The sequence below is a fragment of the Pantoea cypripedii genome, from assembly GCF_002095535.1.
GTDB lineage: Bacteria > Pseudomonadota > Gammaproteobacteria > Enterobacterales > Enterobacteriaceae > Pantoea > Pantoea cypripedii.
The window spans coordinates 1,718,795-1,734,074 of record NZ_MLJI01000001.1 but is presented as its reverse complement, the minus strand read 5'-3'; the positions used below and the strand labels follow the sequence as shown (position 1 = coordinate 1,734,074).

Sequence of the window (15,280 nt, the reverse complement as noted above, 5' to 3'; positions counted from 1 at the left end):
CTGAATTTTAAATCGAATCTGAATATATATTCCTGCATAGCAAAAAAAGGGGGACAGACAAGGGCCGCCTGCACCCCAACCGATTAAACTTTTGCGTTACTGCCCCCCTCCTCGATCAGCGCCTTCTGCGCCACTACCGCGGCTTTTTGCTGCATCCGGCTTTGCATCTGATCAATGATCACCGCGACAATAATCACGATGCCTTTAATCACCATTTGCCAGAATTCGCTGACCCCCATCATGATTAAGCCATCAGCGAGAAAACCGATAACGAAGGCCCCCACCAGTGTGCCGAGAATGGTGCCGCGTCCTCCCGCCAGCGAAGTCCCGCCCAGCACCACCGCCGCGATGGCGTTCATTTCAAATGAAGTACCGTTGGCAGGATGGCTGGCCACCAGCTGCGATGACACCACAATCCCGGCGATCGCCGCACAGAAGCCGGACAAGGTATAAACCCAGATTTTCACCTGCTTTACCTTCACCCCGGAGAGTTCCGCCGCCCGCTCGTTATCGCCAATCGCATACACCTGGCGGCCAAACGGCAACCGCCGGGCGACATAGGCGATCACCAGCGCCAGCAGCACCATCATCCAGATGGCCCACGGCAGGCCGAGAAAGTACCCGGCACCGATTTTGTCAAAACCGGTATTGCCGAGCAGCGGATTGCCTTGCAGGCCAGGAAACGTCTCGCCGCCGGAGGTGAGCATCGCGGTACCGCGCAGGATGTACATGGTGCCGAGGGTGCAGATAAAGGGCGCGACGTTGTAGCGCGTAATGATCCAGCCGTTGGCGGCACCAATTAAGGCTCCTGCCAGCAGCACCAGCGGCACAATCACCCACACGCTGGGGAAGATGGCGATACCAAACATCGGCAGCACGATACCTTTGGTGATCAGCCAGCCCGCGATCATGCCGCACAGCCCGAGCGTGGCACCGATGGAGAGATCAATACCGGCGGTGATAATGACAAAGGTGATACCCAGCGCCAGGAAGGCGTTGATGGCGATGTGCTTCACCATAATCACCATGCTGCCCAGCGCGAGAAAATCTGGCACCGTCACCGAGAAGAAACCAACAATCAGGAACAACGCGATAAAGGTGCGCAGTTTTAACAGCAGCAGGATCAACCCTTCGCGTGAATTAAAGGCTTTTGCTGGCTGGGCGGCGAACGCCACGGCGCTGTTGCTTTTCATCTTCAGAACCCCTGTGCGCTTGCTTTAACCAGCGCCGCTTCTTCTGCTTCTGCGCGCGGAAGATCGGCTGTGAGTTTGCCGCCAGACATCACCAGAATACGGTCGGCGACGGCCATGATTTCTTTCAGATCGGAGGTGGAAAACAGCACCGCAATGCCCTGCTCCGACAGGCGCACCATCATGCGGAACACCTCTGCTTTGGCCCCGACATCAATGCCGCGACTCGGTTCGTCCAGCAGCAGCAGGCGCGGATTGGTTAACAGCGAGCGACCAATCACCACCTTCTGTTGATTACCGCCGCTTAAGGCGCTGATAGCCACCTCCGGCGATGACACTTTGATCGCCAGATTGCCCACCGTGCTGCTCACCGCTTCGCGCTCCGCCTGCTGGGCAATCACCATGCGGTGCGACAGGCGTCGCCACAGGCTGGCGATGGTCAGATTGCTGGCGACGGAGGAGATGGGAAAGATCCCGGCACGTTTACGATCTTCCGGCACCAGGCTCATCCCCATGCGAATTCGTTCTGCGGTTGGCAAACGCGTCGGCAACGGCTTGCTATCGAGCCATAGCTTGCCGAGATAGTTACGCTGGCTGCCCAGCAGACATTCGAACAGTTCGGTACGCCCGGCCCCCATTAGCCCGTAAATGCCGACAATCTCCCCGGAACGCACATGGAAGCTGACATCATCCACCAGCGTGTTGCCATTCGGGCTGACACAGGTGATGTGTTCTGCCTCCAGCACCGCCGCACCGAACTGGCGATTCGGCGGCAGAAAGTTGCTGACCGGTTCGCTGCCGAGCATCTCGCGCACAATCCACGGCACATCGATCTCGCTGACCTTAGCTTCCGCCTGGAAGCGACCGTCGCGCAGGATGGTGATCACATCACCAATCGCCATCAACTCCTCCAGCCGGTGCGAGATATAAATAATCGATACGCCCTGGCGCGTCAGTTCACGGATCACCCGGAACAGAATCTCCACTTCGGTTTTACTCAGCGCCGAGGTGGGTTCGTCGAGGATCAGGATGTCGGCGTCCTCCGCCAGCGCTTTGGCGATTTCCACCAGTTGCTGCTGTCCGACTTTGAGGTTGCCGACCTTTTCCTGCGGCGAGATCGGCTGATCAAGACGCTGCATCAGCGCGGCGGTGCGGCGTGCCTGCTCCGCTTCGTTAATCGGCCGGATACCACGCTGAATCTCACGCCCGAGAAAAATGTTTTCGGACACGCTGAGGTTCTCAAACAGGTTCAGCTCCTGATGCACCATGCCGATGCCGTGTCGTGCCGCATCGCGCGTACCAGCGAACACCACTTTCTGCCCGTTAAGAAACATTTCACCGGTGGTGGGCTGCTGGACACCGGCAAGAATTTTCATCAGCGTCGATTTACCGGCACCGTTTTCGCCGATAATGACGTTCACTTTGCCGCGCCAGACGCGATAATCCACCCGATCCAGCGCCAGCGTGCCGGGGAACAACATCGAGATATGATTCGCCTGCAGGATAATTTCGTCGCTCATCATCCGTTCCCCTGTTGCAACTGCACAGCCACCACTTCATCCACCGTGCCCGGCCCCATGGTGACCGCCAGAATCGCCTGTAGCGGTTTGCCCACCCAGCTGGCATCCACCGTGGGTAGCTGTTTCACCGCATGGCGATTCAGCGCTTTGGTCAGTTGTGCGTACTGCACCTGATTGGTGAACTCTTCGAAACGGAAGCCTGCTGCATCACGAATCGCATTGCTGCGCAGCACCGGACCGATCAACACCTTCACCGGTTTGCCATTAATGGTGACGGTCAGGACGCGTTCGCGATCGTTGCTGCTATCCAGCGCCGTCACCGTGCCGCCGGCGCGTACAAACACGCTTTCGCTGGTGCCCGCTTTCAACGTATGGCTTTTGGTTTCCATATCACCCCAGCTCAGCGCCTGTTTTTCTGCTGGCTGTGCGACCCGGCTTTGCCAGCTTTCTTCCGCGATTTGCTGCGGCGTCTGGTTGGTGTAGCCCGGTTTGGCATGGGGATCTTTCGGCATGATGGGATTGCCGTTTGCATCAAGATCCACCACGGTGCATGCCGTCAGCAGCAACGTCAGCGCCGCCATGATCAATCCGCCTGCTGCTTTGCCCTTCATGCCGACCTCCGCGTTACTGCGCCAGACGGAAGGTTTTCAGCTTCGCGGCGTTGCTGTCGTCGATCAGCACGCAATCCATCAGCTGTTTCTCTTCCTTCTGCGCTTTGCCGTGGGTCAGGTAGTAATCCGCCTGCTCCACCGCCATCTGCGCCTGATCCCAGCCCGGCTGTAATACCGTGGCTTTGATATTGCCTTTATTCAGGATCGAGTCGCGGGTGTAATCGCTGCCGTCAAAACCGACCACAATCACGTTGGTTTTGCCTGCGGCTTTCAGTGCGGCTTCCGCACCCAGTGCCATGGTGTCGTTACCAGAGATCACCCCGACAATATTGGGGTTTTTCTGCAGAATGGTTTCCATGCGGCTAAAGGCTTCAGTCTGGCTCCAGTTGGCGCTCTGCTGTGCCACCATTTTCATGTCTGTGTAATCATCCAGCACATCGTGGTAGCCCTGCGAACGCACGCCCGCATTGGTGTCGGATTCCTTACCCAGCAGCTCAACATAGTCGCCCTTCCCGCCCAGCAATTTGGCGAACTTCTCTGCGCCCAGCTGCGCGCCCTGATAGTTGTTGGAGACGATTTGCGCTACCGCCACACCGGTTTTATTGATTTCACGGTCAATCAGGAAGGTGGGGATACCGGCATCTTTGGCTTTCTGTACCGGCCCGACGGTGGCATCCGCCCCGGCGTTATCCAGGATGATGGCTTTGGCTTTGCGTGCAATGGCCGTTTCGATCAACTGGTTTTGCTTGTTAACGTCATCATCGTGCGAAGCAACCAGCGTGGTGTAACCGAGGGCTTTGGCTTTTTCCTGCGCACCATCCGCTTCGGCTTTAAAAAACGGGTTATCGTGTGACGGGGTAATAATGGCCAGCAGGCCCTTATCCGCCGCCAGCGAGGCAGCAGAAAACGTCAGGAGTGAAGCCAGCAGGGTAACTTTGACGAGGTTCGCGTTCATTGGTTTTTCTCCGCTTGAATATATATTCAATTGCGATTTTATATGCATAGTGACTATGCACCCGCCAATGGATGTCGTCCAATGCCGGATCCTGAAAAAGCGAAAACGATCACAAATTGTTCTTCGTTGTTATTTTTGAGCGGGTGATTAACAATACCAGGCAGATCTGAAGAGGGAAAAAACCATGGCAAAACAGGACGAACAACGGCTGATGGTGAAAATTGCCACCCTGTATTACCTTGAGGGGATGAAGCAATCGGACATCGCGCAACTACTGAAACTGTCGCAATCCTTTGTCTCACGCATCCTCAACCGCAGTGTGAAAGAAGGCGTTGTTAAAATCAGTGTGGTACCCCCGGCCAACGTGTTTCCCGAGCTGGAAAAAGCCATTGAGCAGGCTTACCAGCTGCCGCAGGCAATTGTGGTGGATGTGCCGGAGCAGGCATCAGCCCTGCAAATTAAGCAATCCATTGGCTCGGCGGCGGCACATTATCTGGAAACCCGTTTACGCGCCGATGAGTTGATCGGCATCTCCTCCTGGAGCGGCACCATCCGCGCCATGGTGGATGCGCTGCATCCGCTCAATGCACCCTGTCGCGGCGTGATCCAGCTGCTGGGCGGTGTGGGGACCAACGGCAATGTACAGGCCACCATCCTGACGCAAAATCTGGCGGCGCTGTTGAATTGTCCGGCATGGCTGCTGCCGTCTCAGTCGATTGAACATTCAGTGCAGGATCGCCAGCGATTGTCGGTCAACCCTGATGTTGCGGTGGTACTGGAGAAATTTGAGCAGGTGGACCTGGCGATTGTCGGCATTGGCGATCTCGAACCTTCGGCGCTGCTGCGGAATTCCGGCAACTATTACGATGAAGAGATGCTGCGCACCCTGGCACAACGCGGTGCGGTGGGTGATATTTGCCTGCATTACTTTGATGCCGAGGGGAAACCGGTGCTGAGCGCGGCAGAAGATCCGGTGATTGGGATGGAACTGGCGCAGGTCAAAAGTTGCCCGCAGGTGGTGGCGCTGGCAGGTGGTAAAGAAAAAGCCCAGGCGATTCGCGGCGCATTACGCGGCGGCTACGTGAATGTGCTGATTGTCGATTATCCCACCGCCAGACTTCTGCTAGAGGGATAATCAGACGTAGCGGCGCGATTTATCGCGCGTCTTTTAAAACAAGCGCAATAAATCGCGCCGCTACAAGATACGTCAAACGTTAACCGATGGTGCGATACGCTGTGGTGACTTTCCACAAATAACGCGGTGCCTGGGCTGCCGGATGTTTGTTCTGCACATGCTGATAAAACTCGTCAGGACTCATGGCATTGATCATCGCAATGGCGCGGTCACGGTCACGCGAGAAGGTGCGCAACAACGCCCCTGCCCCGTTGGCATAGGAGACGATGGTGGCGTAACGCAATGTTAGCGGATTACGGATGCCTGCTAATTCTGACTCCTGCAGGATACGGATATAGGCGGTGCCGATATCAATATTTTTTGCGGGATCGCGGAGTTCAGAGGAGCTTGGCTGACCACGGCGACCCTGGGCGCGATACACCGCACGGCCCGCCGTAGAAGCTTTAATCTGCATCAGCCCAACCGCATTGGAACGGCTGGTCACGGTGGGGTTGCCCCCCGACTCGACACTAATAATGGCGCTGATTAACTTCTCATCAACACCATAATGACTGGCGGCATCTTCAGTAAACATTGACCATGCGTCATTGATTTTCGACGGTGGTGCCTGGGTTAAAGGTGTATTTTTCTCTGGAGTCACAACGGTTTGCGGTTCGCTGGCACATCCCGCCAGCAACAGCGCAGAGAGCATAAGTAGTCGGATTTTCACTGAATTTTGTATTCCGCAATAGATTCGGCGCAAGCTATCATACCTGGCTTACGACCAGGTAAAATTGCCGTTTGTCCTAAATACGTAAAAAACCTTGCCAGATCGTGACTTCCGTAACGCATTTCGTCATCATCGGCAAGCCAGCCCACAGCAGGATGAGAGTTATGGTTGCCCCCCGTTCGATACGTCTGATCGCCCCTTCCGGTTACTGCCACAATCAGGATGCCGCCCAGCGCGCAGTGACGCGTTTGCAGGCTGAAGGGCATCATCTGGAAAATCAAACCGCCATTGCCCGCCGTTTTCAGCGTTTTGCCGGTGATGACCAGCAACGGCTGGACGACGTCAATCAGCTGGCCTCACTCAACCCGCTGCCGGACATTGTGCTGGCGGTACGCGGCGGTTATGGTGCGTCACGGCTGCTGGATAACCTTGACTACGTGGGTTTACAGCGCCAGTTGCTGAACCAGCCGGTTGCCTTGTGTGGTCACAGCGATTTCACTGCCATTCAGCTGGCGTTGCTGGCGCAGACCGGGCTCATCACTTTCAGCGGACCGATGCTGGCAGGCAATTTTGGCGCCGAGGCATTATCTGATTTTACCGTTAGCCACTTTTGGCATGCGCTGACATCACCTACAGTCAATCTTAACTGGCGTAGCAGCAGCCCAGATGAAGGACGCTGGCAGGGAACTTTATGGGGCGGCAATCTGGCAATGATTTGCTCGCTGATTGGCACCCCCTGGTTACCGCAGATTGAAGATGGCATTCTGGTGATCGAGGATGTGAATGAACATCCTTTCCGCATTGAACGCATGCTGATTCAGCTGCATCAAAGCGGCATCCTGGCGCGGCAAAAGGCGATCGTTACCGGCAGCTTCACCAGCACCTCCCTTTCTGACTACGATAACGGCTTTGATTTTGCCACCGTCTGGCAGCGTATCCGGGATGAGTATCAGCTACCGGTGATCAGCGATTTGGCTTTTGGTCATGCCGTCGACACCGTCACGCTCCCCCTTGGTGCCAGCGCCAGTTTGCAGATTCGTAACGGAGAAGCTCAGTTCGCCTTTACCGGCCACCCGACATTGCGCTAACGGCATTGCCGCAGGAGACCGACAATGAAGCCGCTATACGACGATTTGTGGATCTCCACACCGGAATTTCCCGCCGAAGAGGCGGAAAGTGATCTGATGATGCATGGGTTTATGCTGCGCCATCCGCGCGGCAACCTGTTGATTGGCCGGGTTGAAAACCCGCTCGATCACGAAGTGCTGGCCGATACTGGCGGTGTCATTCGTCATTATCTCACCCACTGGCATGAGGCCGCGCCGGGCGCGCTGGTGATTCAGCAGCGTTTTAATAGCGCGCTGTATTGTCACAACCGCGCACTCGGTCCTGTCAGCCGGGTGATCGAACCGGATGACACCTTCAGCCAGCAGGAAGCGCATTTCGGCGATTTTCATCTGTTACCCACGCCAGGCCACACCCCAGGCAGCAGCAGTTATCTCTACCACTCTCCGTATGGGCGTACCTATTTGTTTGTGGGGGATACCCTGACGCGTGAACATAACCGCTGGATTAGCGTACTGGTGCCAGAGAGCAATCCGGCTGAGCTGCTCCAGTCACTCGATTTGTATCGGTCATTACGCCCGGATGTGGTGTTGATGAGCACCACGCGGGGTCATCTGGCATGGCAGAAAATGACGCTACAAAGCTGGCTGGCGGCCATTGATGAAGCAGAACAGGCGCCGCTGGATTTACGCCAGCAGCCACCGGGTTGATCAGAGGGTCTTGCTCAGATAATGACGCTGATGGTGGCGCGGATAGTTATCCAGGCTAAAACGCAGCGTATAACCCAGTTTTTCGTAAAAAGGCCGGGCCTGGAAGCTGGCGGTATCTACCTGGGCATAACAGCAGCCGCGTGCGCGTGCTTCTTCTTCCGCCGCCAGTATCAGTTTGCTGCCGACCCCCTGCCCGCGCAGCGCGTCACCCACCCACAACATATCAATGCGTAACCAGTTGCCAGTGGTGGAGCCCGTCAGTCCGGCCAGTTTTTTGCCATCATCATCGGTGACAAACACGCCAATCGATTTTAACTCATCAATATTGATGAAGCGGCTGTTAAAGGCGGTAAGTCCTAGACGAACTTCATCGAGATCCTGGTGTGTCACCCTTTCCGTAACCTTGAGTTGCATTGTCGGTTCCTTGTGGCGGAATCATGAAGGCGGATGCTGGTTATCGTCGTAACGCTCCAGCGAGAGGTTATCGATATCGCGTTTATCCGTGCGATTACAAGGCAACAGCTTATCGCTGTCGGCGTAAACGAAAAAGGTGTCGCCGTTGTTTTTATTGACAATCAGCTGATCGCCATTGCGAAAACGGGTAATGGCGACCGGATCGCCATCCTGCAGGTGGGTGCGTTGCTGACCCGCAGCAATCTGGAAATGGTGTGTCGGCCACATCAACATGCTGAGGCCATACTCAGCACGCGAGACGGTCATGGTTGGGCGTCCGGGACAGGTAATCTGGAATTCGCTTTCACTCCAGGCTGGCGCGACCTGGCACGCCAGCAGGCCAACGACAATAGCTATCGCCTTCATTGGATTCTCCGCTGAGGTTAGATGATGATTTCATTGGGGTTTTACGGAGGGTATCACAGAATATTGCGTTGTGGCGCTAAATGGCCCGCCAGATGCGGGCCGCGACGTTATCGCACGACGAAATCATTGATCGACAGAAGACATGTCTTTGATCTGACTTTGATTTATCTGCTGTTCTTTGCCGTAGATATCTTTGTAAGTAATCATGCCAGTGTCCTTATCCACCACCGGTTTACCCTCGGTGACAATGGTTTGACCATCATTGGTATGCATAACATGATCAGAAGCACAGCCTGCCAGCAGCAGACCCAGACTAAAAGTACCAATCAGAAACAGTGTCTTTTTCATCTCATCCTCCTTTTGGACTCATAGTCAGGTTTAGCACAGCATCAGGCCCGGCAAACCAGGACAAGGACTAATCTGGCCTGAAGCGTTCACCACAGAAATGCCCGGCTCTGGCAAACACACGGGGTAGCACAAGCGCGAATGCGTTATGATCGCCGCCGGAGGATGTTGTTATGAGAGATGAAAACGCGCTGTTTGCTCGCCTGGCACAATCGCCCTTTCGCCGTCGCTTCCATCTGGGCGCGAAAGAACGTCAATATTGTCTGGATAAGGGACCGGATATCATCGACCAGCACGCTGCGGATTTTATCGCGCGTCGTCTGGCGGAAGCCGAACCGCACAACGATGGCAAGCAGACGCCGATGCGCGGCCACCCGGTGTTTATCGCCCAGCATGCAACCGCAACCTGTTGTCGCGGCTGCCTGGCGAAATGGCACGGTATTGCCGCACACCAGCCACTTTCCGTGGAGCAGCAGCATTATATCGTGCGGGTGATCCACCGCTGGCTGGTGGGAGAAATGAATCAGTGAAGAAACTCGCGCCGTGTGGACCTGACGGCGCGCTGCTGGTCCTACTCTTCGGCGGCGACCTCGGCCGCCACCAGCATCAGCGCCAGACCGGCGTCATCAGGATTGAACTGCTGCATCACCTCGCGCAGCGCCGCAACACAATTCATCACCTGCTGTTTTTGATCGGCTTCGAGTTTGTCAATGGCGTGCTGCAGAATCATTAGACTGGCTTGTTCTTCTTTCATTACTTCTCCCTTGTTCTGCTAAGCTGATGCGCAATGCTGGCAAGAATACCGTTTATCTGCTAGCAAAGTCACCCTTTAACATTCCCCTCGCTTAACGATTACACAAATAGCAAATGGGAAGCGGCACCAGACCTGCTATGATCAGCATATCGTGGTCATTGTGCAGACTTTGCTACCACGGCAAACCAGGGATCGAATCAGGAACAGGACCATGTTGCGAATTACCGTAATTCTCACCTTATTGTTACTGGCTGGCTGCAGTTCCACCCCAAAAGGCGTGGATTGTCCCGGCGAGGTCGCCACGATTTATGGACAGGCGATGGGCAACACCGAAGCGCGTATTTTTGACCTGGTTAACGCGTTTTCCGTCACCAAAGATGATGTCACCGTGCAAAGCGGCAGATTGCACTCCTCTGACCGTTTTCAGTATGTCCCCTCGGCAGTGACGCCCGAAGGGTATTACGCCCAGCGGTTATCGGATAAACAATTTCGTCTGATCAATCCTTATCAAAACACCATGATCACCTGGACATGCCCGTAAGCCGTGCGTCGCAGGTTAACGTTCTTTTTTTCTTTTCTCTGACAGGAGTCACCATGAGATTTGCTGTGCGTATTGTATCGCTGTTATTTGTTATCACCTTGCCGTCTCTCGCCTTCGCCGACGATTGCTGGCAAACGCGAGCCGGTATCGATATGGGTTCTGGCACCACCAAAATTGCCGTCACTGAAGTCAATATCTGCCAGCATCAACTGGGGAAAGTCTTGTTTGAGGACCAGCGCCCGATTGGTTTCAACGACGCCCTGGCCCACTCCGGCAACAATCAACTGGATGAGGCGATCCAGCAGCAGGGATTGAACGCTTTGCAACAACTGGTGACGCAGGCGCAACGCTATCATCCACAACGCATCAGCGGCGTGGCGACTGCCGTTTTTCGATCTGCCGGTAACGGCCAGGCAGTGATTGATCGCTTCAATCGGCAGGCGGGCGTGCAGCTGAAAATTATCAGCCAACAGCAGGAAGCTGAGCTGGGTTTCCGCTCCGCTAAAGCGGCCCTCAATGACCCTCAACTCCGCGATGAAGATCTGCTGGTGTGGGATATTGGTGGCGGCTCGATGCAGATGACCGCCTGGCGCGAACAGCAGGGGAAAGCGGTATCCGATGTGTATCAGGGCAAGCTGGCTTCGGTGACGCTGAAAAACTTCATCGTTGATGTGTTGAAAAACCAGCCGTCCGCGACCTCTCCGAATCCCATCGGCTCCTGGCGCCCTTCCGTACTGCGTTTTGTCGAGTTTTATGCCCACAACGATGTTCCGGCGCAAATTAAACAGGACCTCAGCAGCCGTCGGGTGATCGGTATCGGCGGTGTACACGGTTTCTCTATTAAGAATCAGCTGAAAATCAGGGGCAACCAATACGATCTGGCGGCGCTTGAGCAGGCGTCAAAGCAACAGGTCTGGAAAGGCGATAGCGAACTGGCTGGCGATTATCGCGCCACCGACGTGAGCAATTTGCTGCTGGTCGAAGGATATATGCGCGCTCTGGAAATTAAGGACGTCACGGTGGTGAAAGCCAGCCTGATTCAGGGTGTGCTGCTGGAATAAATCAGGCCGGACGTCGCGCCTGACGTCCGGTATTTTTATCATGGCTTGATCAGCCGGATAGCATGTTCCAGCATGCGTTGCTCATCGCGCTCATCATGGGCGCGATGGTGACGGGTACGCTTCAGCAGGTCAGTGATTTCTTCTCTTTTGGTTTCGTGCCCGCATTCCGCCAGCACAACCACCGCATCACCAATCACCCGGCAAACTTCGTCATAATCGTCCTCATTCAATACGTCACGTTTCATCGCTCCTCCTGACGCTGGTTACCTGTACCAAGCCTGGACAGAATTCCGCTTTCCTGCAAACCCCTGTTACAACCCGTTGTTCCTCACGGTTGCTGGTGACGTATTCCCTGACTACGCTGAAAGAGAGATTCACAACCATCAGGGAGTCATTTATGACTGGAAAAGCGGAAGCAAAATTGAATGAAGCAGCAGGGGCAGTAGAAGAGAAAGTGGGCGAAGTCACTGGCTCACGCCGTCATCAGCTTAAAGGTGCGGCCCGACGTTATCCAGCAAAGGCCAGTTATGCGGCCCAGGATGCTGCTGATTGCGTCATTAAAAGCGTACGTGAAAATCCGGTGACCGGATTAGCGCTGGCAGCCAGCGTCGGCATAGTCGTCGGTTTTCTGCTGGGAAGGAAATAAGCATTTTAGGTTGCGCACGGAGGCGCAAATATCATCCTGCTGACTGTCCCTGTTTTTTATTATTCTGCCTGACTTAGAAATTTCTCCTGCCACTTCTCTCATTCTTATTATTGCAAAGAACTTCCTCAACCTCCTTTTGACATATTTTGTTTATTCTTGTTACGGAATTAAACACTGGAGATTTAGGGATGAAGAAGTTATCAGTAATTGCAATAGCGACATTATCAGCTATTTATGGTGGTAATGCATTTGCGGTCGAAGTCACACCTGACGAAAGTGGCACCATTGCAGAGAATCATAGTGGTAGCGCAGGTGATGTAAGCCGCCATCGTGGTGACCGACTGAAAACAAAAATACAATGGAAAGCATGGAGCAGTGATATGGAGGGGCTGCATCCGCACAGCCCCAAAAATTACCAGGTTTACAAAGTGGAATATGCTAACCCAGGTGATATTTATCCTTCATCAGGGAATAGTAGTAATCTGATTCTCAGTGAAAATGAGAATGGATTTGCAGCGAATCTGGAAAAAAATGTCCCCTTTCAGCTCAACAGCAATAAGATCGTCGGCATGTATTTCGATGAATGGGCTTATTGGGAACGCTCATATACCGCCGATTTAGTTCCGGCGAAAAACCTTACGCATATATTCTGGAGCTTCCTCGGTCTTTGTGATTTTGGTGCACAACGTCCGGGTAATGTTACCTTGCCCGTGACCAACAATACCGGGCTGATTGCTGAAGGCAACGAGCGCGGGCAAAAAATCCTTAAAGCCATGTGCGGCCAGGGTAATTTCCCGGTGGAAAACGGAGAAACCAGCTGGGAGGGTAATGATACACCGGCTAAACAACAGGGTGATTTTTCCGTCTCGCGTTACGATCCTCAGGCCTCATATTTTGGTTTGAAAGCGCTGGAAAGAATGAAGAAAGCGAACCCGCAGCTGAAAGTGATGGTCTCCGTCGGCGGCTGGTCAATGAGTGCGCCGTTCCACGCCATGGTAGAAACTAAAGAAGGACGTGATATTTTCGTTAAATCCATTATGAATTTCCTGAGCGAATATCCTTTCGTGGACGGTATCGATCTTGACTGGGAATTCATTGGTTTTACCGGAACGTCAGCCATGGGCGACCTGGCAATTGATGGTTATCAGAATGAAAGAGAACACTATACGGCGCTGGTCAAACAACTTCGTTCCGCTATGGATGCCCAATATAGCGGCGCGCAACGTAAACAACTGAGTGCCGCCGTCAGCGCCTCACCCGCTAAACTCGCCGCAATCGACTTTAACAGCCTGAAAGATGATTTTGATTTTATCAATATCATGACTTACGACATGTACGGTGCCTTTGCCCGTAACCCGGGCCATCATGCGGGAGTCTATGCCAAACCGATCGCCGGAACCTATTACCAACAAGGTAATCAGAACAAAATCAAAGACGAAGCGGGCAATATCGTTATTGATGGTCAGGGTAACGATATGACAGGCGAACAGGCGCAACGCGGTTTCAGTGCCGAAGGCGCAGTGAAAGCCATTCTCGATAATAACCCGGACTTCCCCTCCGAAAAACTGGTGGTCGGTGCCGCTGCCTATAGCCGGGGCTGGCATAGTGTCAGCGTCAAACCGCAGCATGACAAACTTTTCTGGCATGGGATTGCCAATGGTGAAGAGGTCAGCCGTAAAGGACTTGGCAGTAATGGAACCTTTGAAAATGGTGTGACTGACTATCGCGAATTGTACGATACCTTTATCAGCAAAAAGCAGGATACCTATTACGATAAACAGGCTGAAGCTGCCTATATCTGGAAACCTATTGCCTCGGTCAATGGTAATCCAACGGCTCAGGTTGAAACCTTTGACTCGCAGCGCTCAGTTATTGCCAAAGGTGACCTGCTTAAAAAATATAAATTAGGTGGCATGTTTGTCTGGGCGGCCAGTAACGATAATGGTTTGATTCTGAATAGTATGAACGCGGCCGTTTGTAATAAGCTGGCGAACGGCAGCTACTATAACTTTACCGAAGACTATAACGGTGTTGTTGATACCAGCATCCTCGATTCGCAGCAGGGTATCCCGACCAAAGTTAATGAGATCCTCTCCGGGCCGGCCAGTTACAACTTTAACGGTGAAGACTTCTGCACTTCCAGCGCCGATGAAAGTCTGGCCCCGGTGGTATCGCTGAATACCACGACACTCTCCGTCGTCGGTACCAATGATATGGGTTTTGGCTATACGGTTACCGGCAGCAGTAATCAGCAGGATGTGAGCTGGAAGTGGGAACGTATCGAGGGCAATAGCGAAATTACGCTTAAATCCTACGATAAAGAATCCGCTGAAATTGTGGTACCCAAGGGTCTGTTTGATGTCTCAGCAAAATTCCGTTTGACCGCCACTAACAGCAAGCAAAAATCCGGCGAAGCCTTCGTGACCATTCAGGTCGCGAAACCCGCCGTTGCGATTACCGGGGCAGACAGCATGCCATCCGCCAATCTGGCCCAAATGCAGGCCATGGCGAATTTTGACCAGGCCAGTTATCAATGGACTCTGAAACAGGGCTCCCAGATTGTGGCTAATGGTATTGACCAGAATGGACAGATTAAAGCGGGTCTGACTGCTGGAAACTACCTTGTCGAAGTCAATGCTTCGAGTGTGAAAGGTGCGCGCTCTGCCACGCAAACGCATCAGATTGAAGTCACTCAGGAGGCACAAAACCACGATCAGGCATTTATTGATGCGCTGGGATTAGTCATCCTCCCCACAGACAACGGCAGCAGCATCACTTTCGCCGGTGGCGTGTCTTCTTCCACTGCAGCGACCAGCATGCCGACCTATCAATGGACACTTCCATCAGGTGCCCAGGGTGGCAGCAATGGGCTGGCGACACAGAGTTTTACGGTTAACAAAACCAATCAGGTACAGAACCTGAAAGTCACTGTGTCCGTCGCTGCAGGTAAGGAATCCCGCACACTGGTGAAAGAGTTCACCGTACCGGCGCTCTCTGATTCCACGGGTTATCCTGAATGGGTTTACGGTAGCGACTATAAAGCCGGTGATGTGGTGAAACACAAAGGCAAGCTGTTCCAATGTGTCATCGCAGGTTGGTGTAGCCAGACCGGCGAATGGTCTCAGTTACACTACGAGCCAGAAACAGGTATCAGCTGGACCCAGGCCTGGAAGTACTACAACAAGTAAGACGACAGAGTTAACCACTCATCTTCGCTGC

18 protein-coding genes are annotated in these 15,280 nt (G+C 53.8%); 8 read left to right on the top strand and 10 right to left on the bottom strand.

Annotated features, from left to right (window positions below):
* Positions 1-83: 83 nt before the first annotated feature.
* Genes HA50_RS08110 through HA50_RS08095 form a run of 4 tightly spaced genes read right to left on the bottom strand, consistent with a single transcriptional unit; the run spans position 84 to position 4,276 of the window.
* Entirely contained in the window at positions 84-1,193 is a 1,110-nt protein-coding gene (locus HA50_RS08110; protein ID WP_084873949.1) for an ABC transporter permease, read from the bottom strand.
* 2 nt (positions 1,194-1,195) lie between these two features.
* A complete protein-coding gene (locus HA50_RS08105) occupies positions 1,196-2,710 on the bottom strand; it encodes a sugar ABC transporter ATP-binding protein (protein ID WP_084878419.1) in 1,515 nt (504 codons plus the stop codon).
* A complete protein-coding gene (locus HA50_RS08100; RefSeq protein WP_084873948.1) occupies positions 2,710-3,321 on the bottom strand; it encodes a DUF2291 family protein in 612 nt (203 codons plus the stop codon). Before HA50_RS08100 ends, HA50_RS08105 begins: the two co-directional genes overlap by 1 nt.
* Positions 3,322-3,334: 13 nt before the next feature.
* On the bottom strand, positions 3,335-4,276 hold the full coding sequence (locus HA50_RS08095) for a D-ribose ABC transporter substrate-binding protein (protein WP_084873947.1): 942 nt from the start codon (positions 4,274-4,276) through the stop codon (positions 3,335-3,337).
* Between the two features lie 184 nt (positions 4,277-4,460).
* On the opposite strand from HA50_RS08095, the gene HA50_RS08090 reads away from it, so the two are divergent.
* The gene (locus HA50_RS08090; protein ID WP_084873946.1) at positions 4,461-5,411 is read left to right on the top strand and encodes a sugar-binding transcriptional regulator; all 951 of its coding nucleotides are present in this window, start codon (positions 4,461-4,463) and stop codon (positions 5,409-5,411) included.
* Positions 5,412-5,490: 79 nt separating this feature from the next.
* On the opposite strand, the gene emtA is transcribed toward HA50_RS08090, so the two are convergent.
* A complete protein-coding gene (emtA, locus tag HA50_RS08085; protein WP_139810970.1) occupies positions 5,491-6,132 on the bottom strand; it encodes a membrane-bound lytic murein transglycosylase EmtA in 642 nt (213 codons plus the stop codon).
* 152 nt (positions 6,133-6,284) lie between these two features.
* Here emtA and ldcA point away from each other — a divergent pair, with 152 nt between their 5' ends.
* Positions 6,285-7,208 (top strand): muramoyltetrapeptide carboxypeptidase, encoded by a 924-nt coding sequence (ldcA, locus tag HA50_RS08080; RefSeq protein WP_084873944.1) that lies wholly within the window; start codon positions 6,285-6,287, stop codon positions 7,206-7,208.
* Between the two features lie 24 nt (positions 7,209-7,232).
* Positions 7,233-7,895, top strand: a complete 663-nt coding sequence (locus HA50_RS08075; protein WP_084873943.1) for an MBL fold metallo-hydrolase — start codon at positions 7,233-7,235, stop codon at positions 7,893-7,895.
* Here HA50_RS08075 and HA50_RS08070 read toward each other — a convergent pair whose 3' ends face one another.
* The 3 genes from HA50_RS08070 to HA50_RS08060 form a co-directional block, all read right to left on the bottom strand.
* The gene (locus HA50_RS08070) at positions 7,896-8,309 is read right to left on the bottom strand and encodes a GNAT family N-acetyltransferase (protein WP_084873942.1); all 414 of its coding nucleotides are present in this window, start codon (positions 8,307-8,309) and stop codon (positions 7,896-7,898) included.
* A 21-nt stretch (positions 8,310-8,330) separates the two neighbouring features.
* Positions 8,331-8,714: a hypothetical protein gene (locus HA50_RS08065; protein ID WP_084873941.1), complete on the bottom strand. Its 384-nt coding sequence runs from the start codon at positions 8,712-8,714 to the stop codon at positions 8,331-8,333.
* Positions 8,715-8,837: 123 nt separating this feature from the next.
* The gene (locus HA50_RS08060) at positions 8,838-9,062 is read right to left on the bottom strand and encodes a YgdI/YgdR family lipoprotein (RefSeq protein WP_084873940.1); all 225 of its coding nucleotides are present in this window, start codon (positions 9,060-9,062) and stop codon (positions 8,838-8,840) included.
* Positions 9,063-9,232: 170 nt separating this feature from the next.
* On the opposite strand from HA50_RS08060, the gene HA50_RS08055 reads away from it, so the two are divergent.
* Positions 9,233-9,589: a DUF4186 domain-containing protein gene (locus HA50_RS08055; RefSeq protein ID WP_084873939.1), complete on the top strand. Its 357-nt coding sequence runs from the start codon at positions 9,233-9,235 to the stop codon at positions 9,587-9,589.
* 41 nt (positions 9,590-9,630) lie between these two features.
* Here the strand turns inward: HA50_RS08055 and HA50_RS08050 are convergent, their stop codons facing one another.
* Positions 9,631-9,813, bottom strand: a complete 183-nt coding sequence (locus tag HA50_RS08050) for a hypothetical protein (protein WP_084873938.1) — start codon at positions 9,811-9,813, stop codon at positions 9,631-9,633.
* 211 nt (positions 9,814-10,024) lie between these two features.
* On the opposite strand from HA50_RS08050, the gene HA50_RS08045 reads away from it, so the two are divergent.
* A complete protein-coding gene (locus HA50_RS08045) occupies positions 10,025-10,354 on the top strand; it encodes a hypothetical protein (protein WP_084873937.1) in 330 nt (109 codons plus the stop codon).
* A 53-nt stretch (positions 10,355-10,407) separates the two neighbouring features.
* Positions 10,408-11,415 carry a Ppx/GppA phosphatase family protein gene (locus HA50_RS08040; RefSeq protein WP_084873936.1) on the top strand — a complete coding sequence of 336 codons (1,008 nt, stop codon included), beginning with the start codon at positions 10,408-10,410 and terminating at the stop codon, positions 11,413-11,415.
* 38 nt (positions 11,416-11,453) lie between these two features.
* Here the strand turns inward: HA50_RS08040 and HA50_RS08035 are convergent, their stop codons facing one another.
* Positions 11,454-11,660 carry a DUF2767 family protein gene (locus tag HA50_RS08035; RefSeq protein ID WP_084873935.1) on the bottom strand — a complete coding sequence of 69 codons (207 nt, stop codon included), beginning with the start codon at positions 11,658-11,660 and terminating at the stop codon, positions 11,454-11,456.
* 152 nt (positions 11,661-11,812) lie between these two features.
* On the opposite strand from HA50_RS08035, the gene HA50_RS08030 reads away from it, so the two are divergent.
* Positions 11,813-12,061 carry a DUF883 family protein gene (locus tag HA50_RS08030; protein WP_084873934.1) on the top strand — a complete coding sequence of 83 codons (249 nt, stop codon included), beginning with the start codon at positions 11,813-11,815 and terminating at the stop codon, positions 12,059-12,061.
* A gap of 188 nt (positions 12,062-12,249) precedes the next feature.
* Positions 12,250-15,249 carry a glycoside hydrolase family 18 protein gene (locus tag HA50_RS08025; protein WP_084873933.1) on the top strand — a complete coding sequence of 1,000 codons (3,000 nt, stop codon included), beginning with the start codon at positions 12,250-12,252 and terminating at the stop codon, positions 15,247-15,249.
* Positions 15,250-15,280 lie beyond the last annotated feature (31 nt).